This window comes from Bifidobacterium sp. LH_730 (assembly GCF_056355835.1).
Map to the genome: position 1 here is coordinate 1 of NZ_JBKETB010000004.1, position 22,390 is coordinate 22,390.

Consider the following 22,390-nt stretch of genomic DNA (forward strand, 5'->3'; position numbering starts at 1 on the left):
CGAGCGGTTCAAGACCGAGCTGGACGCGTACATCGTCCACTGGAACACCAAACGACGCCAGATACGACTCGAGGGACACACCCCGGAGGAATACCGGAACATGTCCCTCGCAGCCCGACCCCCGTATCCTAATAAACAACGTCCAACAAACGGGGCGCAGTTCACCTAGGCAGTCCTTTTCAATAGACAGATTCTTTCTAGGGTGTTCAAGATTGGGGACTCTTTCTCCACGCCAGTTGTCGAAATCGTCGATCATTTGGTCGAAAGTGAACACCGTGCCCTGGCCAGGCTGTCGGACAAGATCCAAGGCGCTGTTCTCGTCGTCGACCATGATGGTGGAGCCATCAGTGCCGAAGCGATGTGCGGAAAGCTTGTCGCCTTGCTCTGTGCTCACAAGACGTTGAAATTCCTGAAAAGCTTTGTCTATTTTTTGTGCAGAGACATATGGCCTTAATTTAGCGAAAATGCGAAGGGTAAGGATATCCTCAAACGAATACAGGAATGCGCTGCCATCGTTAGGATCTTTTTGCGGATGAATAACGCCCTTTTGCCGTAGACGACGAAGCTGATGAGGAGACACGCCGGTCAGTGCAGTGACCATGTTGGTTGGATATGGCATCGTGACTCCTTGATTCTTTGCCAGCTATTTTACAACGGCTAGTATTTGGACTCATAGAAAAGTTTTGAAAGACGTTAGAATAAACATCATGCGTTTGCTTGACAATGTGGGTCCTTTGAGGCTGGGGGAGGCTTTGAAAGAGGCGGTTGATCCCCGTGCCGAACTGTCAATCATTGCCTCGTACTTCACCATCTTCGCGTATGGCCAGATGCGTGAGGAACTGCAAGAGGTTGAAGGTCTGCGGTTCATCTTCAACGAGCCGACCTTTGTCAAGCACATGGCCGATGCGAAGGAGCCCAAGGAGTTCGTGCTGTCACGCAGGGCGCGTGAGCAGGGTGTGGGCGGTGTCGACCTGGAGTTGACGCTGCGCAACAACATGAGTCAGCGTGCCTTGGCACATGAGTGTGCCCAGTGGTTGCAATGGCATGCGCAGTTCAAGTCGGTGAGGCGCTCGCAGCAGTTACAGACCGGCTCGGTGTATTGCGTGGAGAATCCTGGCGGCCGAAATCAGGCATTTTCCAGTTTCAATGCGCCGTTCACCCTCGAAGGCCTGGGCTATGAACGCAAGCCCGGGGTCATTTCCTCAATCACCCACTATGAGACCACGGCTGAGTCCCAAGCGCAATTGCAACTGTTCAATAATCTGTGGGACAATCAAAGCCTGTTGGAGGATGTGACCGATCAAGTCGTCAAGCAGATCGAGACACTGTACAAGGAGAACGCTCCCGAATTCGTCTACTTCCTGACGCTCTACCATATCTTCCGTGACTTCATCGATGACGAGAATGACGATCCTATCAAGCCGGGGCTCAATTTCGAGGACACCGTGGTGTGGAACCGTCTCTACGACTTCCAGAAGGACGGTGTGGTGGGAGCCATCCGCAAGCTGGAGAAATACAAGGGTTGCATCATCGCCGACAGCGTGGGCCTGGGCAAGACCTTCGAAGCGCTTGCCATCATCAAATATTACGAGCTGCGCAATGACCGTGTGCTGGTGCTGGCCCCGAAGCGTCTACGTGAGAACTGGACGAAGTACAAGTCCAATGACACCCGCAACATCCTGGCCGAGGATCGGTTCAACTACGACGTGCTTAACCACACCGACTTGTCGCGTCGCAGCGGCAAAAGCGGCGACATCAACCTCGAAACGTTGAATTGGTCGAACTACGATCTGGTGGTCATCGACGAATCGCATAACTTCCGGAACCGTCCTACCGACACGACAACCGAATCGCGGTATGAACGTCTGCTCAACGACATCGTACGCAAAGGAGTGCGCACCAAGGTGCTCATGCTGTCGGCCACGCCGGTGAACAACCGACTGCTTGACCTGCGCAATCAGCTGGATATCATCACCGAGGACGATGACGCCTATCTGGCCGAAACCGACGGCATCCCCAGCATCAACATGGTGACGAAAACCGCGCAGCAGCGTTTCAAGGAATGGAGCAAACTTCCGGAAGAGCGGCGCACGACGCAGTCCTTCGTGGATACGCTCAATGGCGACTATTTCAAATTGCTGGACATCTTCACCATCGCGCGTGGGCGCAAGCACATCGCCAAGTATTACAACGCCGATGGCGGCAATCGGTTCCCCGAACGGTTGCAGCCCATTTCCAAGCATTCTCGGATCGATGCGAAGAACGAACTTCCTCCCATCGCCGATCTCAACGATTTGATCGCGGCATTGCGTTTCCCGCAATACCAGCTGCTGTCCTATGTGCGGGCCGACAAACAGGCCAAATACGTCGAACAGTACGGTGACTCATGGGGCAAGAACTTCCAATCCCAGCGAGACCGCACCCGTGCCATCGCCGGATTGATGCGGGTGAACCTGCTTAAACGACTGGAAAGCAGCATAGCCAGCTTCCGTCTGTCGCTGGAACATATTCTGCAGGGCGCACGCACGCTTCAAGGGCAACTGTGCAAGATCGGCTCGTCTGGCTTGTCCATGTTCGATGACCAAACACTGATCGACTCCTTCGACGAGGAGGATGATGCCGACGAATTCATGGCCGCAGGCAAGGTGCGGATCGATTTGCGCGATGTGGACGCCATCAAGGTCCGGGAGGAATTGCAGGGCGACATCGATCTGCTTGAGCGGCTGCTCGGCTATGCCAGGGCCATCACTCCCGACCGCGATCAGAAGCTTATCGATCTGAGCGACTTCATTCAGGGCAAAATCGAGAAGACGCCGTATAACACCGGCAACCGTAAGGTCTTGATCTTCAGCGCCTTTGCCGATACGGCCCAATACCTGTACGACACTCTGGCACAAGGGCTGAAAAACGATTATGGCATCGACTGCGCCTTGGTGACGGGTGCCAGCGGAACCAGGTCCACACTCAAGCTCACCCACACCACCTTCGAGAACGTGCTCGACCATTTTTCACCGATCTCCAAGGAACTGAGTGCCGACAAACGAGCCGAAGGCGAGATCGACATCATCTTCGCCACGGACTGCATCTCCGAAGGTCAGAACCTCCAGGATTGCGATTGTCTGATTAACTACGACATCCATTGGAATCCGGTGCGTATCATCCAGCGCTTCGGCCGTGTGGACCGACTTGGTTCCAAGAACAAGTGCATACAGTTGGTCGACTTCTGGCCGGACATGGACTTGGACGAATACATCCAACTCGAAGGCCGGGTCAAGGGGCGCATGGTGCTGCTCGATGCCTCCGCCACTGGCGACGAAAACGTGTTGGAGGGCAAACGCAACGATGAGATGAACGATCTGCTGTATCGCAAGCAGCAGCTTCAGCAATTGCAGCACCAGGTGTTGGATCTGGAGGATATCTCCGGCAACATCTCCATTACCGACTTCGCGCTTGACGATTTCCGCGTGGAGCTCAAGCGGTATATGGATGCTCACCCGGGGAAGTTGGAAGAGTCACCACTGGGGCTCCATGCGGTCGTGAATATTCCCACGAATCTGGAGGATGATATCAAGCCTGGCGTGGTCTTCTGTCTCAAGCAGAACGATGAGTCCAAGGGTTCCAGGAGCTCCAACCCCACGTTCCCGTATTGCTTGGTGGCGGTGAATATCGACGGTCAGGTGGCGACCGTCCACACCCATCCCAAGGCGGCGCTGGACATCATGCGTGGCGTGTGTGCAGGTAAGGGCGAGTATTCACAGGAACTGTGCGACAAGTTCAACAGGGAAACCGACGATGGGCAGGACATGAGCACGTACACCCGGTTGCTCGAGTCCGCCGTGCGTCGCATTTCCGGCGTCGAGGAGAAAACGGTTATCGATTCATTGTTCGATTTGGGAGAGCCTGGTGGTTCGGCAGCTAACCTGGGATTCGATGACTATTCGTTGATCTCGTTCGTGGTCATGAGGTAAGCGATGGCCGTGGAGTGGAATAGATACCTTGGCTTGCCGCAGGAAGCTCTTGTCGGAGGCAAACGCATCCACAAGACGGTGCTGGTCGAACGTGCCGGCTTAAGCAAGCATGAACAGCAGCAGCTGCGTGACCTCAAAGAGCTGTCCTTCTACGCCACCGTGAGCAAAAGCAGTGCCGGCATACTGCCGCATGTCGATGACATGTTCGACATTCGTGCGGTCGTGTATCTCGATTGTCTGTTGGAAACCTGGAACGGTGCGACCGAGTTGGCGTTGATCCTGCACCGGGCATTTCCTAATCCAACGGTGCTGCTGATGAGACTCGCTGATTCTTTTGGAGGGCGAATGGTGTCGGTCGCTCTGAAACGCAAAAGCATGGCGGAAGCAAGTGCGACGGTTGTCGAGGACGTGGAATCGACCGCAGTATTGGAGCCTGTGAGCGCAGACACGACACGATTCTGGCCTGTGTTTGCCTTTGACCGTTTGCCGCAGAATGATTTGCTGGATTATACCCGTGGCATGCTGGATGTGATTGCCTTCAGCAAGGTGTATCAGCGTCTCGGATTCATGCCGCGAATCGATCTCATGCATCGGGATGAGGTGCGCGGCAACTTGCGCAAGCTCAAGCAACTGGACGGAGAGATTCGACGATTGCGCGCACAGCGCAAGGACAAGGACACGACACTGGGCGAGTCCGCCGACCTTCGCGTATTGGAATCAGGTAAAACAAAAGAAGCACAGTCCATCGTGGACCACATCAAGGAGCTATGCCATGACTGAAGCAACGACGCCGCAACCATTGCCCACCGCTTCCCCGGATGTTACGCAGGAGAACATCGACAAACTCTGCCAGCTATTCCCCGAGATCTGCACCGAAGGCGATGGTCACATCGATTTCGATAAACTCAAAGAGATTCTAGGCGGCGAAATCAATGACATGCCTGAACGCTATGCCTTCACTTGGCCGGGCAAGCGTGATGCCATCCGTCTCTCCCAGACTCCCTCCACGGCGACACTGCGCCCGCAGCGGGAGAAAAGCGTCAATTGGGACACCACCAAAAACCTCTACATCGAAGGCGACAACCTTGAGGTGCTGAAGCTCCTCCAGCGTTCCTACCACGGCAAGGTCAAGCTCATCTACATTGATCCTCCGTACAACACGGGTGGGGACTTCGTGTACAAGGACAGCTTCGGCGATTCCATCCAGAACTACAAGGAACAGACGCAGACTGAAAGCCAGGCCAACCCCGAAACCGACGGACGCTATCACTCCAACTGGTGTTCGATGATATATCCGCGACTGCGGCTGGCACGCGAATTGTTGCACGATGATGGCGTCATCTTCGTCAGCATCGACGATCACGAGCTGCACACGCTGCGTAAGATCGGCGAGGAACTATTCGGTGAGCAATGTTTTGTGGCGGACATCTCGTGGCAGCGCACGTACGCGCCGAGAAACGATGCTCAGGGGATACCCTCCGAGGTCGAACATTTGTTGGTGTGGAGCAAGATGCCCGGTTGGAATCCAAACAAACTCGCTCGAACCGCTGAAATGGATGCCAAATACAAGAATCCAGACAATGATGCGCAGTCCTGGAGAAGCGACAATCCGTTTGCTCCCGGAGCTGCCACGCATCAGGGCATGGTCTACGCCATTCAGCATCCGTTCACGGGTGAGTTCCTTTATCCGGCTATTGGCCGGTGCTGGACTTTTGGACAGGACCAGATGCTCGAGTATATGAACGGATGGTGCGAGTATACGCTGGAAGATCTGCATGACGATGCTAAACGTGCCGAGGTCTGCGGCATCTCAGCTTCGGATGTGCGTTCTGGAGTCAAGGCTATAGTCCTTGCCCGGCCGTTTGAGGAATCGAAGGCACAGGCGCAAACGGTGCTTGAACGAGGACAGTGGCCGCGATTCTATTTCACGAAGAATGGGTTGGGCGGAATAGCGCGTAAGACCTATCTTGACAGTGTCGGTGGTCGTTTGCCCACAAACTTCTGGCCTCATGCGGAATGCGGCCACACCGATGAGGCGAAGAAGGAAGTCAAGAAGCTGTTCGACGGCAACGCGCCGTTCGATACCCCCAAGCCAACTAGGCTGCTTCGCCGCATCATCGACATCGCCACGAACCCAGACGACTTGGTCATGGACTTCTTCAGCGGCTCCGCCACCACCGCTGACGCGCTGATGCAGGCCAACGCCGAGGATGGCGGTCATCGCCGGTATATTCTGGTGCAGCTTCCGGAACTCGTTTCCGGCGAATACGGCAATCTTTGTGATTTGGGCGAGGAACGCATTCGACGTGCGGGGGCCGTTGTCCGTGAATCTGTTGACAAGGCCCAGAGCCAACCGGCGTTGGATGGAGATACCAAGCACATGCCTGACCTTGGCTTTCGTGTGCTATCGTTGGATACCTCGAACTTTGAGCGTCCGCAATCAGGCGGCGCTGTGGCATTGCTGGATCGCATCACCAAGGATGGGCGTTCCAAGGAAGACATTCTCTTCGAGGCGATGTTGCGTTGGGGACTGGATCTGTCCCTGCCCATCGAGGACATGGAGATCGACGGCTACCACTGTGTGTCCGTGGCCAAGGGTGAGCTGATCTGCTGCCTGAACGATGGATTGACCGTGCCGGTGTTGGAGAAGATCGCCGCGTTGCAGGAGCGTCCGCGTCGCGTGCTCATGCTGGACGAGATACTTGACGACAATCTCAAGCTCAACGCCGAATCCATCTTCGGCCGTGCCATGGCCGACGGCGACGAAATCGAACTGCGGACGGTGTGATATGACGGAGTCCAACGAAGGCTTGAAATTCCAATACTCCAGTGAACAGCCGCATCAGATCGCCGCAATCAATGCGACTGTCGATTTGTTCAAGGACCAACAGTTCCGAACGGGCCGTTTCACGCTCGGCGCTTCCGAACAATGGTTGGAGGAGCTGGGCGTTGGCGAAGACAATATCAAAATCGGCTTCGCCAATACCCTCCGTGTCTCCGAGCGTCAGCTGGTCAATTCGCTTCACGAGGTCCAAGAGCGTAACTGCCTGCCCAAAACCGAGGCACTGACCGATGGACATCTGCGTGACTTCACCATCGAAATGGAGACGGGAACCGGCAAGACCTATGTGTATATCCGCAGCATCTACGAACTCAACAAGCGTTATGGCCTGACCAAATTCATCATCGTGGTGCCATCCGTCGCCATCCGCGAAGGCGTGCGCAAATCCTTCGAAACCATGAAGGAGCACTTCGGCACCCTATATGACGGCGTGCCGCTGGACTACTTCGTCTATGACTCGAAGGACATGGGCAACGTCGGCAACTTTGCCATGAGCTCGTCGATCCAGGTGATGATCATCAACATCGGTGCATTCAACAAAGCCTTCGACCAATCCGGCGAAGAGGACAAATCCAACCTGTTCCATCGCAAAAGCGAGAACCTGGCAGGAGGTCGTTCCCCGCAGGAAATGGTCGCGGAATGCAATCCCATCGTCATCATCGACGAACCGCAGAGCGTGGACAACACCGCCAAGGCCAAGAAGGCGATTCGCAGTCTCAACCCTCTGTTCGTGCTGCGCTATTCCGCCACGCATAAAGACAAATACAACATGATCTACCGGCTCACCCCAGTCGATGCGTTCCAAGAGCATCTGGTCAAAGGCATCTGCGTGGACTCGGTGCTGGCGCAGGCCAATCTCAATGGCTCGTATGTACGGCTCGACAAAGTGGAGACCGATCCATACAAGGCCAAACTCACCATCGATGTCCGGCAAAAGGATGGCAGTCAGAAGCGCAAGGCTGTCACCGTCAAAGTCGGTTCCAACCTCTACGAGCGTAGTGGCGAGAACACTGATTATGAGGCCGGATGGATCGTCAGCAACATCGACACCGCCGAGGGGCAGGAATCCATTGAATTCCAGAACGGCACCTATCTGGAACTTGGCGAGGTCGAGGGTGATGTCGACCAGACACTGATCAAACGCGCCCAGATTCGCCGCACCATCGAAAACCATCTGGAACGGCAGCTGGAGATGTGGCCTCGCGACGTGAAGGTACTGTCATTGTTCTTCATTGACAAGGTGGGCAAATACCGCGAGTACCTGGATGACGGCGGTGTGGCGGACGGCGAATACGCCCGTATGTTCGACGAGGAATACCGCGATTTGACATCAAGCGCCAAGTGGCGGCGTCGGTATGAGAAGGCCGGCGTCAAATTGATCGACGATCCGCAGGAAGTGCGAACCGCGTATTTCTCCGAAGACAAGAAACGGCGGTTCAAAGACACCAATGGTGGAACGGCGGCGGACACTGATACCTTCCAGCTCATCATGCGGAAGAAAGAGACGTTGATTTCCTTCCCCGATGGCAAGGACCCTGAGAAGAACTACGCATTCATCTTCAGCCATTCCGCGTTGAAGGAAGGCTGGGACAACCCGAATGTGTTCCAGATCTGCACACTGGTGGAGACCAAGGACACCATGACCAAGCGGCAGAAGATCGGCCGCGGCCTGCGCCTGTGCGTGGATCAGAGCGGCAAGCGCTGCTTCGATCCCGAAGCGAACACACTGACGGTGATCGCCAACGAATCCTACAAGGAATTCGCCGACGGCCTGCAAAACGAGTTCGAAAAGGAAGGCTTCAAATTCGGCGTGCTCACGCCCGAATCGTTCACCAACCTGCGCCTTGTCGTGGATGGTGAGCAGAGCGAGAAACTGTTCGGCTTCGACAATTCGCGTACGCTCTACGAAGTGCTGGCTGATAAGAGACTCATCGATGAGAAGGGCGCCATCCAACAAGAGCTCAAGAGTCAGATCGAGTCCCATTCGCTGGCGTTGCCCGAGGAATTCGAGCCGATGCGTGGGCAGATCGAGCAGGTCATCGCGCACAAGGCCGAGAAACTGCCGGTCAGGAACAAAGCCGAAGAGGTTGAGGTGCATGTGCGGGATGCAGCCGAAGAGAACGCGGCATTCCTTGAGCTATGGAGACGGATCAGGCCTCGCACCAAGTTCGAGCTGCATGTGGACACGGACGCTTTGATCGCGGAATCCATTGCCAAGATTCAGCAGATGGAGAAGATCGAGCCACTGCAGATCCGCAGCTATCGTAGCGATCTGGACATTGATGATGCAGGTGTCAGTGTCGGCGACGAGCATTCTTCGCTGATTGCGACCAGCGAGCATTTGGCCTACGACCTGCCCGATCCCATCGCTGAGCTACAGGATGTCGTCGGCCTGACACGGAAGACGCTGAAGCGTATCCTCGAAGGCTGCGGACGATTGGATGAATTCGCCATCAATCCGGTGACGTTCATCACGCAGGTGGCTGCTGCCATTGACAAGGCCAAGCGAATGGTGATCCCGAAGGGCATCACGTATTCCAAGCTGCCCGAGGACAAATGGTACGGGATCAATGTGCTGTCTCCGGAGCATATGAAGGGTTATCTCGGGCAGAACGCCTTCGTGCCGTCGCACTTGGAAAAGTGGCTGTACGATCATGTCGTCTACGATTCCACGACCATCGAGCGTCCCTTTGCGCAGCAGCTTGACCGTGACGACGACGTGCCGTTCTGCACCAAGCTGCCGGATTCCTTCATCGTGGATACGCCGTTCGGTTCCTACAATCCAGATTGGGCCTATGTGCGTACCGTAGAAGGTAAGCAAACGGTCTACTTTGTCGAGGAAACCAAGGGAGGTTCCAAGGGGCAGGCCAACACCCGTCCCGAGGAACAATCCAAGATCGACTGCGCCAAGATTCACTTCGCAGAGCTCTCCAAGGATTTCCCCGACCTCGAATACATCGTCGGCACCAAACACGACAAGGTAATGGGATGATGAGTATGACAAATGGTTTCTCAAGTGATGCGCCACTGAGCAAACTCAGGGCTGATAATAAGCCTATTGCTGATCTAGATCGTTTTGGGCGTGTAGATTTTCTTCGCGGCATCGCACGTCTTATTAGACAGTCGGTGTCTGATACTGAGGGCTTGGTTGTTAGCTTGGAAGGTCCTTGGGGAAGTGGCAAGACATCTGCCAAGAACATGCTTAGTGAGATGTTGACAGAGGAATGGGCTGGCTCTGCTCGGATTCTTAGAGAAAGTAAATCGACGTCGGCCTACTCTAGCCTTATTACAGTTGAATTTGATCCTTGGATGTTCTCGGATGCAAGTGATGTGGTATCTCTGCTGTTTTCGGCAATTCGAGACGCGATAGACGAGCAGAGTGGCGGTTGGGCCGCTGAAGAAAAAGCAGATAAGCGAAAGAGAGCTGAGCAGATTAGCGGTGCAGCAAAAGCCGTGGAAATTGCTGCGAATGTTGATCGTACGGGTATTTTGAAGGCCATATCCCAATCGTTGAAATGGGTTTCTGATGCCATCAAGCCAGTTGATAATGCAACTAAGCCATTACGTCAAGCGAGAGAAGAACTAATTCGTCAGTTACGATTATTGCCAGAGGGCGATGCAATCGTAGTATTTATTGATGAGATTGATCGTCTGGATGATTGTGATATTGCCGCATTGTTCAAGTGTCTAAAGTCTGTTGGCGATTTGCCAAGAGTAGTGTATGTGCCGGTCTTTGATCGAGAGATTGTTGGGAACGCATTAAATCGTGTTTCTCAAGCTGGAAGAGGACAGCAGTATCTTGAGAAGATTGTGCAAGTTCCGGTACGTCTTCCGGAAATTCCGGAGGAATTGTTGTGGAAGGACTTGCTGGATCAGGTAAACGCTATATCGGGAAGCAGTGAGTTCGGAACAGTTTCTCAGCAAGATAATTATTTTCTACAGGGGGGTCAACTCGAAGTTTGTGTAAAGCCTTTCATTCATACATTGCGCGATGTGAACCGCATAGTCAATGCGTTCAGAGAACTCACTGGATTGCTTTACAACGAAGTTAATTTGGCTGAGTTGCTATGTATCGTATGCATCGAATTATTCGATCAGCGGTTCTATGAATGGATTTATTGGCATAGGGGTGAATTGCTTGACAATTCCTCAAAGAAAAGGCAGGATTTAGAAAACAAGCTAGAGCATATTACTGAAGCATTATCCGAGGTCTCAATTCGAGGAACAAAGCCTTCACCTGAGGAATGTGACCGTCGTATGGGTATGTTGGAAGTTTTATTCCCGGCTATCGATGCTGCTCAGTATGGTAATTCATCCATTGATTCGAATCGTGATCCAGAGACGAGACGGATATCAGTGTCAAAGTCCTTTCCCTCGTATTTCCAAGCTGGAATTGGGAATAATATTTCCAGGCAAGTCGCCATTGATTTTCTCAAGATGAATGAGTTGACGGATAAGAACAGTGATGTTGCTTTTCGTAATGAGACTGTTGATCTTATATCTAAACTGTCAAAGAATCTGTCCGAAGACCGCCTAAAAAGACTTCTCGGTTATTATGAATTGAGTTATCCACAGTGTTTAGCTGTTGAAGAGGATGACGAGAACTGGCCGTCCTTCCCGGAGAAAGAACGGAACATCCAGAAGGCAGTATGTGCTTTGCTGAGTTTGCTGCCGCCTCAACAAACTTGTGATTTCTTCGCTTGTGAGGGTGCTTTACCTATCAATCGACTATTGCTACGAGTAAGAATTTTGCAATCTGCGCAGCCTGAGGCGGGGAATGCTCTGAGCTTTTATGGGGCGGGGAGTACCATATTCTTACGAAATGGGTTAGCGGATGCCTATGCAGAACGAGATAAGATTATCCAGCGTTTTGTTCATTGTGTTGACGAATGGTTTGAGGAAGACGTCGATCTTTTCGAGTTGTCCCAATACGCGATTATTGATCTTCTTTCATTCTGGAAATATGTTTCAAAAGAGAAATGTGATCAATATCTCAAGACTGCCGCATCCTTGTCAGAGGAACAAGCTATCAAGGTGGCTGCCTTATTCGCGACATCAAGTGGACTAGATTCTCAATGGATTCTGGATACTTCGGTGAAGAATTATATTCCAGAAAAGTATCTAGACTCGTGTGTCTTCTCCAAGGTTCAGTTTTCTGAGATGAGGGAGCATGTCACTCGGCGTTATTTGAAGAAGATGGTAGTTGTTGCGAGTTGTATTGAGCAGAAAACGATCTTAAAGGATGGAATTGTATCGGTCGATCCAGAGATAGTCGAACAGTGGCTAAGTGATATCGAGAAATTGGCTTCTGCAAGTGATCGTATGACAGAAACTACAGGTGTAACCGATGAATGAAAAGTATAGAAGTGTAGCGGAATTGCTCTCCGGCGAATCTAAGAACATCGAGTACAAGCTCACCCCGCCTTCGCATAGCATCAACTATACGAAGACGGCGGTGGCGTTTGCCAATTGCCAGGGCGGCAGCTTGGTGTTCGGCGTCGAGGACCAGACTCTCCGAGTAGTTGGCATTCCCGAGAACAAAGTGTTCACGGTAATGGATGCCATCTCTAATGCCATCGTGGACAGTTGCGAGCCGATGATCATTCCCGACATCACCATGCGTGACATCGATGGCAAGACCGTAATCGTGGCGGAGATTACCCCTGGACTGCAGCGGCCGTATTACATCAAGTCTCTTGGGCGCGATGCCGGCGTTTTCGTTCGTGTCGCCGGAACCACGCGCCAAGCCGATGCAGAAACCATCAAGGAACTGTTGTTTGAAGGCAGCAATCAGAGCTTCGATCAGGTGCCGTGTCTCGGATTGAGCGTTACAGACGCCGACATCGAGCAACTATGCGAATTCTTGACACAAACGGCTTGTGCCAATGCTAAAGATGCTGCGTCCGTAAAACCGGTGACCAAGCGTCAGCTGGTTTCGTGGGGTGTGCTGGTCGAGCGCAATGGTGAGTTGATGCCGACGAATGCCTTCGCCATTCTTGCTGGGAATGAATCTGTCCGGTCGGTGATCCAGTGTGGCGTCTTCAAAGGCGCAACAAAAGCTGTGTTTGTGGATCGACGTGAGTTTACTGGCACGCCGGTGGAGCTCATCGAGCAGGCATATCAGTATGTGCTGCGGAACATCCATATGGGCGCGACGTTCAAAGGCGTGTACCGACAGAATACGTACGAAATTCCGCCCGCCGCCATCCGCGAACTCATTATCAACGCTGTGGTGCATCGCAGCTACGTCGACCATTCCAGCATTCAGGTCGCCGTGTATGACAACCGGTTGGAAGTGACTTCGCCTGGCCGACTTCCGATGGGGCAGACGATCGAGCGCATGAAGCAGGGCTATTCCAAGATTCGCAACGAGGCCTTGGCATCTGCTTTTGAATACATGGGACTGATCGAGCATTGGGGCAGTGGCATCCTGCGCATCATGCAGGAGGTTCGCGAAGCTGGATTGCGAGAGCCGGAGTTCCTTGGTGGTGACACCGATCTGCGGGTCAATATCTATCGTCGTCTTGAGGAAGACCCTCAAGACGATATGCATTCAGCACAAAAAGATGCGGGATTAGTGCGGGATTCTTACGTTGAGTGCGGGATTAATGCGGGATTAGTGCGGGATTCGCGAACGCTTGAAAAACTGAGCGCTCAGCATCGGGAAATTGTCGAGATCCTTGAACGGGATCATGAGGTGACCACGGCAAAGGTCAAGAGCGAGCTGAACCTCCAGGACAGACGCGCGTTGATTCTGCTCAACGAGTTGCTTGATATGGGAATTGTCCGACGGATTGGAAGTGGTCGCAGCACACGGTATATTTTCAGGAAATAGGGAGAGGGGCGGGGGTCGCAGTGAGATTTCTCCGCGCGTTCGCTTCGCTCACTTGGTCGAAATGACGTGGTGTCCGCCTTCCGGATGCGTTCCCTTGATCAGGGCCCGTCAGATCTCTCAGAACCTGAGCGTGAAATCATCCGGTTCGATGAGGTGTGGGCCGTCGCCTTTGGGGCTCGCGACGGTGTGGAAGCTGAGCCGGGCGGAGAGCTCCGCGCCTTGTCGGTTTGCCTCATCCAGTATTCCCTCCGCGTCGGAAGCGGGGTCAAGCCAGGCGTCGATGAGGTCGTCGTCGATGAGCACGGGCATGCGGTCGTGGACTTCGGTGGCATCGCCGATGGCCTGCCGGGTCAGGATCGTGCAGGTCAGCAGTCAGGGGGAGTCGCCGCCCGCCTCCGCTCCAGCACGCCACCAGTTGTACAGGCCGGCCAGCAACAGCGTCGGCCGCTCGTCATCGTGGAAGTAGTGCGGCTGCTTGCGCCGGTCCCACTCGTAATAGCCCGACGCGGGGATGATGGCGCGATGGCTGTGCGCGGCCTCGCCGAACGTGCGTTTGCGCAGTGCGGTTTCGACGCGCGCCGTCGAATCATCCGTCCTCGCTTCCAAGGATTCTGACGGTACTGCAAGTGAGATTACGATACGATGAATCAATGGCTTCGATATCCGAGCGGCCGTTCATGGCCTACCATCACGCGCTTGAATGGTGTTCGGCTGCGCATGGCGAATGGCTGAGCGACGCCGTCAGACTGTTCTTCAGCATAGTCAACCCGGACTTCGACCCGGCCGGCGGGTCGGACCGTGCAGAGTGGCTGGGACGGCTGTTCAACGAATGGCTGCTCTTCGACCATCGGCCGGATGGCGAAGGCGGCGCATGTCCGCTGGAAATCTGGGCCGCGTTGCCGTCAGCGCACAGTGGGCTGAATCCGCAGGACCGTGCCGATGTGCTCGAAGCCGTGCGCAACCAGCACATCTCCACCTTCTGGATCGTCGGCGCGAGCGCGACCACGCACCTCGTCCACCTTGAGGACGCCAATACCGGCGAACGCTATGACGTCTTCGATGTGTCGGCCAGCGGTCAGTTGGATGGCACCGATTCCGGCATGCTGTCGGCTCGGTTGGTGCGCATCCGAGGGGTGTGGTATATGGCCGGCAACCCCGTCAGCGAGTTTCCGATTCGCCCGACCGAACGCATGCGGCGGGCCATACGCGAGGGCTATGACGGCAGACTGGTGCGTTTCCTCGATCTCATTCGGCAGGCCTATGGGAGGCATGACGACGGTGACGATGGCGACGGCATCGTCCTTGGTTCGAAATTCGCCACAATGGCATCCAAACCGCAGGAACGCCGGTACCGCCACAGCCGTGAGGAATGGCAACGTCTGCTGTCGCGGCGGCGCGAATTGAAGCAGCGATACGAACGGTACAGGAGCGAATACGGGCTCACGCCAAATTGGTGGGATATATGCGACGCCATCCACGGCGACGACGGCACGCCGCCGCTCGACGTGTTCAACGGCCTGTTCGCCGACAATGACGGCAGGCTGCCCTTCGAGGATGATGATGAGACCTACCAGGCGTTCTTCTCCTGGTTCGTCGACTGTTGGAACCTGCTGCCGCACCGGCGGCTCGACGGGCGTTGCCCGAACGAGGCGTTCGCCTCCGCGCAACGCATCCGCGCATATCGGCACGACACCAGCCATCCGCGCCCGTGGCTCGACAGGCTCGACCTCATGGCCGACCCGGAAAGCTGGGGCGCGGCCTACGAGGTCATGCAATTCATCGACCCCGACGAGGTGCTGGGCATCGACCGCAAGGAGCTCGAACGCTTCGCCAGACAGTGGGCCAAGTCCGACGACCCGACCCAAGCTGCCGAACGCGAGGAATTCCTGAACGATCTGCCGCACCTGTATTTCGAAGAGGACCTGCTGCACGCGATGCTCATCAGCCGGCTCTCCTCCCAACTGTCCGTGGACGAGATTTGCCGGTTGCTGGATGCGTTCCTGCCGCATGTGCGAGAGCGGAAGACCTGCGACGCCATCAGCGTGCCGGTATTGCGAGTCGAGCCGCGGATCGCATGGCCGTATTTGCGCCGATGGGCCGCGCATGACGCGATGACCGAGCCGTACACCCTGCGGTTCGTCGCACTCGCACTGGCGCGCCACTTCCTGGTTGATAGCGCCTTCGCCCCGGAACAGGCGACGCTGGTGGCCGGGCTCACGGTGCCGGCGGACAGCTCGCCAATCGAACCCCAGAACGACATCCTGCTGGCGAAGGAATCGTATTTCGGCGCGCTGCTGATCGAACGCTTCGACGACGCGATGGCGGTGTTCGACAGTGGCATGGTGCCGTTGCCTGTGCAGAAGGCAGCCCTGAGCAAAGGCATCAGATCCAAGCGAGTTCCCGCGGCCCGGCGCGCGGCCATGCAAGCCCGCCTCGCCGCGTTGCGGTGCCAGGAGTAAGTCATGGAACGCATCTGTTTCCTACCGGGGCTGGTGGTTATGCCGCCGTTTACGACAAATGGGGCGCCGATGGTGCGTCTGAGATAATGGCATGTCTTACGTCAACGATCGTAGAGATGTATAATATCCATGCAATGTCTTACGTCAGTCGGCTGGAGGTGGAGTATGGGCATGTCGTCGGTGACGGTTCGTGTGGATGCGGATACCAAAGGCAAGGCGTCGCGCATCGCCGAGGATTTCGGTTTTGACCTTTCCAGCGTGACGCGCGCGTTCTATCGTCAGATCGTGCGGGAGCGACGCATCCCGTTGAATCTGTCCTACCACGGGGTTTCTTCTGAGACCCGGGAATCGCTTGATGAGGCCAAGGGCATGCTGGCGGAGGGCAGGCCTCGTTTCGATACCGCTGACGAGATGTTCGATTCGTTGGGGATCTGAGGCCCGGCGATGCTCAAACCCGAGTACACCCATGCGTTCGAGCGCGACATCAAACGGCTCCGGAAGAAGCATATCGACTTCAAGCCGCTCAAAGAGGTGATCCGTCTGGTGCTCGAAGACACCGGCGAATCCAAGGAAACGCTTCGGCGGCGTCACCGTGCGCACAGGCTGACGGGCGAATTGGATGGCGTCATCGAATGCCACGTCGGCAATGCGGGGGATTGGCTGGCGTTGTGGGTGCGCGATGATGGGACCGCGGTCTTTCTGCGCACCGGCACGCATGATGAGGTGTTGTGAACGTCGGCGAACCCAATTCGTCCACGAATGCCGATAGCGGCCATCGCCGCCGTTCGTATCCCCTTGATGCGAAACGCCAACGATGCGGATAACGCTGTACTGGCGTGTTACCGCACCTGCCAGTGACCGGCCCGCGGACTGCCTACTCGGGTGAGTCTGCCGTTGTCTTTGAGCGTGGCGATGAGTCGCTCCGTAGTACGGCGTGGCAGACCGAGTTCCGTGGCGATATGGGCGACGGTGATGTCGGGCTGGGCGGCAATCAAGGCAAGCAACGCGTCTTCGGTGGCGGCGGCCACATTGCGCTCGCCAATCACCCCCGAAGAGACGCCGGCGCCATCATCGTGCCGTGGGCGCGTAGCAGATCGGCCAGCGAATAAGGATCGAGTCCATCAATCATGCCATACGCCCGGTCGGCGTTCTCCACCTCGCGGATGTCGTCGGCCGGTCCCAGCACGCGCTTGCCGCCAAGAATCGCCGTCACCTGTTCCTCAGTCAGTGAATTCTGCTCAATGGCTAGCGAGGAATGGATGCTGCTGATCTGCAGTTTGCGATGCAGCACTGGGTCGGTGCTCAGACTGGAATCGGGAGCAAGACGCCCCACCATCTCCGCGATTTCAATGCAGAGCGTCGAAATGCGCTCGGTGATGGTGAAAGGCGGCGTATAACTCATATGAGGTATTTTACCGCCAATGGCGGTAAAGTTGGCGGTAATGTGGCGGTAATCGGTATGTCTGTGAACTTGGCGGTCGATTCATTGGGATGCGCTGAGCGCGGACGATTATCGTGCTGTCGATGTGTGGGCGGCGTCTCATTCCTTCGGCATTGTCATCCAAGACTGCTCATGTGGTTTCCTTCTTCGGAACCTGAGCGTGTCAGAGCTTGAGTGTTTCAGAACCTGAGCGTGAACTCATCTGGCTCGATGAGGTGCGGCCCGTCACCCTTGAGCTTGGCGACGATATGGGAACTGAGCCGGCCGGAGAACTCCGCGCCTTGCCGATTCGCATTATCCATGACGCGCTCCGCATCGGAAGCGGGATCAAGCCATGCGTCGATGAGATCGCCCCCGATGAGCACGGGCATGCGGTCGTGGACTTCGGCGGCGTCGCCGACGGCTTGCCGGGTGAGGATCGTGCATGTCAGCAGCCAAGGGGAGCGGTCGTCCGCCCGCCACCAGTTGTACAGACCAGCCAGAAACAGCGTCGGTTGCGCGTCGTCATGGAAGTAGTGCGGCTGCTTGTGGCGGTCCCATTCGTAGTATCCCGACGCGGGGATGATGGCGCGATGGCTGCGCGCGGCCTCGCTGAACGTGCGTTTGAGCAATGCGGTTTCGATGCGTGCGTTATGGGTGGGATAGTCAAGCTTCAATGATGCCGCCCATGACGGAATGAATGTCCAATAGGCGGGTGCCAGGTGACGGATGCCGCGCTCATCCTGTGCGATCAGTGCGACGGTTTGTGTCGGCGCGATGTTCCACGACGGGGATGGCAAACCCGGCTCGATTCTGGCATTGAGCCGCTGTGCCAGCTGGCCATAGTCGAGTGCCGCCGTGAATCTTCCGCACATGCTTGTCATTCCTTTGGTCGTGGTCTTTGCTGGTATCTCTCGCAAGTTTGATTTGGCTTGTGGACGTTATCCAAGCGATCTGTCCGGCGGTGAAAGCTTGGCAGGCTGACTACAATGAAACCAACGAAATGTTTTCAATGTGAAAGGAGCCAAGCCATGACAGATGTGACGTTTGCGCCGCGCCCTATGAGCGTCAGCGACGATGCGTTGGCCCGTTTCATGAATTATGCGCATGATTGCGGAGTGTCGCCTGACGAGATGCTCACTTCATATGTGGAATCGTTCGCGATTTCCAATGCTTCCATGCCGGTCGATGAGGACGGGTATCCGGTGTTCACACTTGATGAGTCGAAGCTGAACATCGTCGAGCCTAAGACGGACGCAGCCACAGGTGCGCATGTCTGGCCGCGTGATTGGGTGAATGATGACTGAGCGTTTCGAACCGCGTCGGTTCGAGGTCTGGCATGTCCGATATCCGTACGAGGACGATCCAGCGCAGTCCAAGAAGCGCCCGGCGCTGGTGATTCAGGAGCGCGAAGGTCGGTTTTATGCGCTAATGTTGAAAATCACAGGCAACACATGGCGCTATGCACCTCATGACGTCCCGATACTGGATTGGTATGCTGCTGGCCTACGGAAGCCCTGCGTGGTTCGCTGCGACAAAGTCGCTCGTATTACTGCGGACGATATCGTGTGGGATGATACGCCCATATACGGGAGGTTGACTCCATCCGACGCCATGCGTGTCCTTCGTGGACTGCGCGATGCCCAACAGTCAGGTGCTGTGAAACTGTAGTTGAGCCATCGGCGTTGGTATGTTCCTAGACGATGGGAAAGACGTGTGTCATTAAACGACATTCATCTCCCAGTGATACGAAGACGCCGGGGATAACCCCGGCACTTGGAAGCCCTGTCGTATTACTGGCAAGACCAGCTGCATTCTCTCTTCCGGATGGGAGAAAAACAAATCTGTGGTGGAAGCGCTGATCTGCAAGCCATATCTGTTGGGACTGGTGGCGAACTTTGCCTGAATAACAACGTGCTATCCACGAACATGCCGTGCCATAATGGGCGCCATGGGTGACGATGGCAGCGCGACGATTCGTGTTCACATCCGCGTGGATGGATTGGTACAGGGCGTGGGATATCGGTATTTCGCCTACCGTGCGGCCCGCGAACTGGCGCTGACCGGATGGGTGCGCAACCTGCGCGACGGAGGCGTCGAAGCTGAGGCGCAGGGGTTGACTCAGGATGTCGAATCGTTTGTCGTGCGGCTGCACGTCGGTCCCCGGTACTCGCGTGTCGAGTCCGTCAAAACATCACGTATCGCGCTGGTGGGCGATGTGGATTTTCGTGTGATTGGCTAAAAAACGATGGACTATCGTAGCGAAAGAGCTTCGGCTGAGACCCGCAGAAGCTTTCCGGATGCCCGGCGCATGAATCGGACGACGAGGAGGGAACCGATATGTCATTGAGCATGGCGCAGAAAGCGGCGACACGGTGTGAATTCGCGCGGAATTTCGAACTGCTGGGACTGTCGCCCTCGGATGCGGCGGCCGACCTTGGCGTAAGCGCCAGCCGCATCGAGGACATCATGAATCTCAAACACGTCCGCCAGCTTGAGGACGTGTGGGTGCTGCGCGCATACCTGATCGATCAAGCAGAGCGGCGCGGCATCGAACTCGCGCCGTTCACCGCGCTCGCCGGCGACCCCGCCGGCTACTGGTTCCTCGACGCCAGCCGCATCGCGGCCATGCTACTTGACGAATAGTATGACACGGTGAGTCTGCGTATAACTCAAATGAATCATTTTGCCATCAGCGGCGGTAAAAAGCAGCAGTCGCGGGCTGTGGAAGCTCGGTCTTAGCCATTTCCCTATGCCGGCATCATATCTGAGCGTACACGCTCTGCGGCGATGTCCACATCGCCGGGCCATGTCGGCACGCCGAATGCGACGCGAACGCTATTGAAAACATCAGGCGAGGCAATGGCCTTGAACACTCCGCGTCCAATGTATTTCGACATGTCGAACACGCCTGAAGCGCCGTCCGAGCATGTGACATGAAGCTTATATCCCGGTAGCGGCTTGCATTCCGTCACCTTCACTGAATAGTCAATTGGCATGCCATCTCCTAGCTCAATGGTGCGATTCTGAAGGGATGCTCGAAATTAGCGGCGAGCTCCCAGTTGGCTTCAAGCTCCTCGGCATGCAATAAGACCCATGCTTCTACTAGTTTGCGTTGTTTACGAGGGAAATCGCCGGCCAAAAGATTGCCGTCAAAGGTAAATGAGGCCTCGTGCCCTTGATATTTTGCGTGAACATGCGGTGGCACATGATCGTCGATATTCATGGTGATGATGATTCCGAAGAACATACTTACTACAGGCATCGCGAGCACCTCGCTTTCTCATCTCCGTCGATTATACCGGTTGAATCTAAGCTGTTTGCCTGTGCTCATCTCACCCCAGCAGCGCCAGCATGACTTCCAACTGTTCGTGCCCTGGCTCGGCAAGCCAACGCTTGATCTCATCCTGGGCGACGGCGAGCGCGGCATCACGCGGGTAACCGTAGATGCCGGCGGAGATAAGCGGAAAAGCAACGGAACGGCAACCGTTCTCCAGTGCGCAATCGAGTGAATTGCGGTAGCAGGAGCGCAGCAATCGTTCCTCGTCGTGTCCGCCGCCGCGCCACACCGGGCCGGCGGTGTGGATCACGAACCGCGCCGGCAGATCGAAACCGGGCGTGACAACGGCCTGTCCGGTGGCGATCGGCGTGAGCGCATCGCAGGCCTCCTGCATCCGCCGCGCTCCGGCCGCGCGGAAAATCGCGCCGCACACGCCGCCGCCCATCAGCAATTCGGTGTTCGCCGCATTGACGATTGCATCCACAGCGAGCGTCGTGATATCCGCATATTCGATGGCAAAACCCATGCTGCCCACTCTATACAGCGGGGTTTCCTCGCGATTATGAGAGCTGGGATCAATCCACGACCCGACCGGATCTATCATGCCCCTATGATGCATGAGGTGACTTTGCCGGATGGCGCGCACGTGCCGGCGCTGGGCGCGGGGACATGGCATATGGGGGAGGATCCTGCCCGGCGCGGCGAGGAATTGGACGCGTTGGGGGAGTCGCTGCGCTGTGGTGTGCGGCTCATCGACACGGCCGAGATGTATGGCGACGGGGCGGCCGAGGAATTGGTCGGGGAGGCGTTGCGTGCCGCGAACGGCGACGTGCGGCGCGACGAGTTGTTCGTGGTGAGCAAGGTGCTGCCGACGAATGCCGGGCGCGGGCGGATCCGCGCCAGTCTGGCGGGATCGTTGGAACGGCTCGGATTGGACTATCTCGACATGTATCTGCTGCATTGGCGCGGCGACGTGCCGTTGACGGAAACAGTCGAATGCGTGGAGGGGCTGCGAGCTGACGGGCTGGTCCGGCGTTGGGGCGTGTCCAATTTCGATATGGAGGATATGGACGAACTCATGGCGGCGCAGCGGGACGTTCTCGGCAACGGTGCCTTCGACGGTTGCCGCAGTGCCAACGGTGGCGCTGACGGCGTTGCCGACGGCACCAAGGTCCAAGCCGCCGTCACCGGCTGCGCGACCAACCAAGTGCTCTACCATCTCGGTTCGCGCGGCGTGGAAGTCACACTGAAACCCTGGATGACGGCCCGACGCATGCCGATGATGGCGTACTGTCCGCTCGCGCAGGGTGGCGCGCTGACCCACGGCCTCATGGATTCGCCGGCCGTGACGGATGTGGCGCGGCGCCGCGATGCCACACCGGCGCAGATCCTGCTCGCATGGGCGATGCGTGACGGCATGACCATCGCCATTCCCAAGGCCTCGACTGCCGAACACGCCAGACAGAACGCCGGCGCGGCGGCGCTGCGCTTGGATGCCGACGACCTTGCACAGTTGGACGCCGCGTTCCCCGCGCCCCGTCAGCGGGTTCCGCTGGATTGGCTGTGAGACTTCGTATACATAAATA

The 22,390-nt window shown here is 56.1% G+C and carries 21 protein-coding genes and 2 pseudogenes; 15 read left to right on the plus strand and 8 right to left on the minus strand.

Translation table 11 applies throughout. From position 1 onward, the window contains the following. A partial coding sequence (locus AC1AUD_RS06380) for an IS3 family transposase (protein ID WP_476573582.1) occupies nucleotides 1–169 on the plus strand: 169 nt, incomplete at its 5' end. A gap of 339 nt (nucleotides 170–508) precedes the next feature. Here the strand turns inward: AC1AUD_RS06380 and AC1AUD_RS06385 are convergent. Beyond that, nucleotides 509–619: pseudogene (locus AC1AUD_RS06385) on the minus strand (MerR family transcriptional regulator); the annotation flags it as partial. Nucleotides 620–707: 88 nt separating this feature from the next. Between AC1AUD_RS06385 and AC1AUD_RS06390 the strand changes: the two are divergent. From AC1AUD_RS06390 to AC1AUD_RS06415, 6 genes are read left to right on the plus strand one after another with little or no spacing between them, the layout of a single operon-like run. Further along, nucleotides 708–3,968 (plus strand): helicase-related protein, encoded by a 3,261-nt coding sequence (locus AC1AUD_RS06390; protein WP_476573198.1) that lies wholly within the window; start codon nucleotides 708–710, stop codon nucleotides 3,966–3,968. Nucleotides 3,969–3,971: 3 nt separating this feature from the next. Continuing rightward, nucleotides 3,972–4,748: a DUF4391 domain-containing protein gene (locus tag AC1AUD_RS06395; RefSeq protein ID WP_476573199.1), complete on the plus strand. Its 777-nt coding sequence runs from the start codon at nucleotides 3,972–3,974 to the stop codon at nucleotides 4,746–4,748. Continuing rightward, on the plus strand, nucleotides 4,741–6,756 hold the full coding sequence (locus tag AC1AUD_RS06400) for a site-specific DNA-methyltransferase (RefSeq protein ID WP_476573201.1): 2,016 nt from the start codon (nucleotides 4,741–4,743) through the stop codon (nucleotides 6,754–6,756). The genes AC1AUD_RS06395 and AC1AUD_RS06400 overlap by 8 nt, the downstream gene beginning before the upstream one ends. Before the next feature lies 1 nt (nucleotide 6,757). Further along, the gene (locus tag AC1AUD_RS06405; protein WP_476573203.1) at nucleotides 6,758–9,802 is read left to right on the plus strand and encodes a restriction endonuclease; all 3,045 of its coding nucleotides are present in this window, start codon (nucleotides 6,758–6,760) and stop codon (nucleotides 9,800–9,802) included. Next, the gene (locus AC1AUD_RS06410; RefSeq protein WP_476573205.1) at nucleotides 9,799–12,165 is read left to right on the plus strand and encodes a KAP family P-loop NTPase fold protein; all 2,367 of its coding nucleotides are present in this window, start codon (nucleotides 9,799–9,801) and stop codon (nucleotides 12,163–12,165) included. Before AC1AUD_RS06405 ends, AC1AUD_RS06410 begins: the two co-directional genes overlap by 4 nt. Then, nucleotides 12,158–13,645: an ATP-binding protein gene (locus tag AC1AUD_RS06415; protein ID WP_476573207.1), complete on the plus strand. Its 1,488-nt coding sequence runs from the start codon at nucleotides 12,158–12,160 to the stop codon at nucleotides 13,643–13,645. Before AC1AUD_RS06410 ends, AC1AUD_RS06415 begins: the two co-directional genes overlap by 8 nt. A gap of 117 nt (nucleotides 13,646–13,762) precedes the next feature. On the opposite strand, the pseudogene AC1AUD_RS06420 reads toward AC1AUD_RS06415, so the two are convergent. Then, nucleotides 13,763–14,296: pseudogene (locus AC1AUD_RS06420) on the minus strand (SOS response-associated peptidase). Between AC1AUD_RS06420 and AC1AUD_RS06425 the strand changes: the two are divergent. The 3 genes from AC1AUD_RS06425 (at nucleotide 14,296) to AC1AUD_RS06435 (ending at nucleotide 16,836) form a co-directional block, all read left to right on the plus strand. Beyond that, entirely contained in the window at nucleotides 14,296–16,104 is a 1,809-nt protein-coding gene (locus AC1AUD_RS06425; protein WP_476573209.1) for a hypothetical protein, read from the plus strand. The pseudogene AC1AUD_RS06420 and the gene AC1AUD_RS06425 sit on opposite strands and share 1 nt — an antisense overlap. Before the next feature lie 165 nt (nucleotides 16,105–16,269). Continuing rightward, nucleotides 16,270–16,539 (plus strand): type II toxin-antitoxin system RelB/DinJ family antitoxin, encoded by a 270-nt coding sequence (locus AC1AUD_RS06430; RefSeq protein WP_476573211.1) that lies wholly within the window; start codon nucleotides 16,270–16,272, stop codon nucleotides 16,537–16,539. A gap of 9 nt (nucleotides 16,540–16,548) precedes the next feature. Further along, complete coding sequence (locus AC1AUD_RS06435) at nucleotides 16,549–16,836, plus strand: type II toxin-antitoxin system RelE/ParE family toxin (RefSeq protein WP_476573213.1); 288 nt, start codon at nucleotides 16,549–16,551, stop codon at nucleotides 16,834–16,836. 107 nt (nucleotides 16,837–16,943) lie between these two features. On the opposite strand, the gene AC1AUD_RS06440 is transcribed toward AC1AUD_RS06435, so the two are convergent. The 3 genes from AC1AUD_RS06440 to AC1AUD_RS06450 form a co-directional block, all read right to left on the minus strand. Beyond that, nucleotides 16,944–17,150: a MarR family transcriptional regulator gene (locus AC1AUD_RS06440; protein WP_476573215.1), complete on the minus strand. Its 207-nt coding sequence runs from the start codon at nucleotides 17,148–17,150 to the stop codon at nucleotides 16,944–16,946. Then, a complete protein-coding gene (locus AC1AUD_RS06445) occupies nucleotides 17,147–17,506 on the minus strand; it encodes a hypothetical protein (RefSeq protein ID WP_476573217.1) in 360 nt (119 codons plus the stop codon). The genes AC1AUD_RS06440 and AC1AUD_RS06445 overlap by 4 nt, the downstream gene beginning before the upstream one ends. A 218-nt stretch (nucleotides 17,507–17,724) precedes the next feature. After that, nucleotides 17,725–18,399 carry an SOS response-associated peptidase gene (locus tag AC1AUD_RS06450; protein ID WP_476573219.1) on the minus strand — a complete coding sequence of 225 codons (675 nt, stop codon included), beginning with the start codon at nucleotides 18,397–18,399 and terminating at the stop codon, nucleotides 17,725–17,727. 156 nt (nucleotides 18,400–18,555) lie between these two features. Between AC1AUD_RS06450 and AC1AUD_RS06455 the strand changes: the two genes are divergently transcribed. The 4 genes from AC1AUD_RS06455 (at nucleotide 18,556) to AC1AUD_RS06470 (ending at nucleotide 20,170) form a co-directional block, all read left to right on the plus strand. Further along, entirely contained in the window at nucleotides 18,556–18,831 is a 276-nt protein-coding gene (locus AC1AUD_RS06455; RefSeq protein ID WP_476573221.1) for a hypothetical protein, read from the plus strand. Continuing rightward, nucleotides 18,824–19,195 carry a type II toxin-antitoxin system PemK/MazF family toxin gene (locus AC1AUD_RS06460; RefSeq protein ID WP_476573584.1) on the plus strand — a complete coding sequence of 124 codons (372 nt, stop codon included), beginning with the start codon at nucleotides 18,824–18,826 and terminating at the stop codon, nucleotides 19,193–19,195. Before AC1AUD_RS06455 ends, AC1AUD_RS06460 begins: the two co-directional genes overlap by 8 nt. Before the next feature lie 280 nt (nucleotides 19,196–19,475). Continuing rightward, nucleotides 19,476–19,766: an acylphosphatase gene (locus tag AC1AUD_RS06465; protein ID WP_476573223.1), complete on the plus strand. Its 291-nt coding sequence runs from the start codon at nucleotides 19,476–19,478 to the stop codon at nucleotides 19,764–19,766. A 98-nt stretch (nucleotides 19,767–19,864) separates the two neighbouring features. Beyond that, a complete protein-coding gene (locus AC1AUD_RS06470; RefSeq protein ID WP_476573225.1) occupies nucleotides 19,865–20,170 on the plus strand; it encodes a DUF2316 family protein in 306 nt (101 codons plus the stop codon). A gap of 104 nt (nucleotides 20,171–20,274) precedes the next feature. Here the strand turns inward: AC1AUD_RS06470 and AC1AUD_RS06475 are convergent, their stop codons facing one another. From AC1AUD_RS06475 to AC1AUD_RS06485, 3 genes are all read right to left on the minus strand, one after another. After that, nucleotides 20,275–20,523, minus strand: a complete 249-nt coding sequence (locus AC1AUD_RS06475) for a DUF2442 domain-containing protein (protein WP_476573227.1) — start codon at nucleotides 20,521–20,523, stop codon at nucleotides 20,275–20,277. An 8-nt stretch (nucleotides 20,524–20,531) separates the two neighbouring features. Further along, entirely contained in the window at nucleotides 20,532–20,789 is a 258-nt protein-coding gene (locus AC1AUD_RS06480; RefSeq protein ID WP_476573229.1) for a DUF4160 domain-containing protein, read from the minus strand. A 70-nt stretch (nucleotides 20,790–20,859) separates the two neighbouring features. Continuing rightward, nucleotides 20,860–21,408 (minus strand): macro domain-containing protein, encoded by a 549-nt coding sequence (locus tag AC1AUD_RS06485; protein WP_476573231.1) that lies wholly within the window; start codon nucleotides 21,406–21,408, stop codon nucleotides 20,860–20,862. A gap of 6 nt (nucleotides 21,409–21,414) precedes the next feature. On the opposite strand from AC1AUD_RS06485, the gene AC1AUD_RS06490 reads away from it, so the two are divergent. Next, nucleotides 21,415–22,371: an aldo/keto reductase gene (locus AC1AUD_RS06490; RefSeq protein ID WP_476573233.1), complete on the plus strand. Its 957-nt coding sequence runs from the start codon at nucleotides 21,415–21,417 to the stop codon at nucleotides 22,369–22,371. Nucleotides 22,372–22,390: the final 19 nt, after the last annotated feature.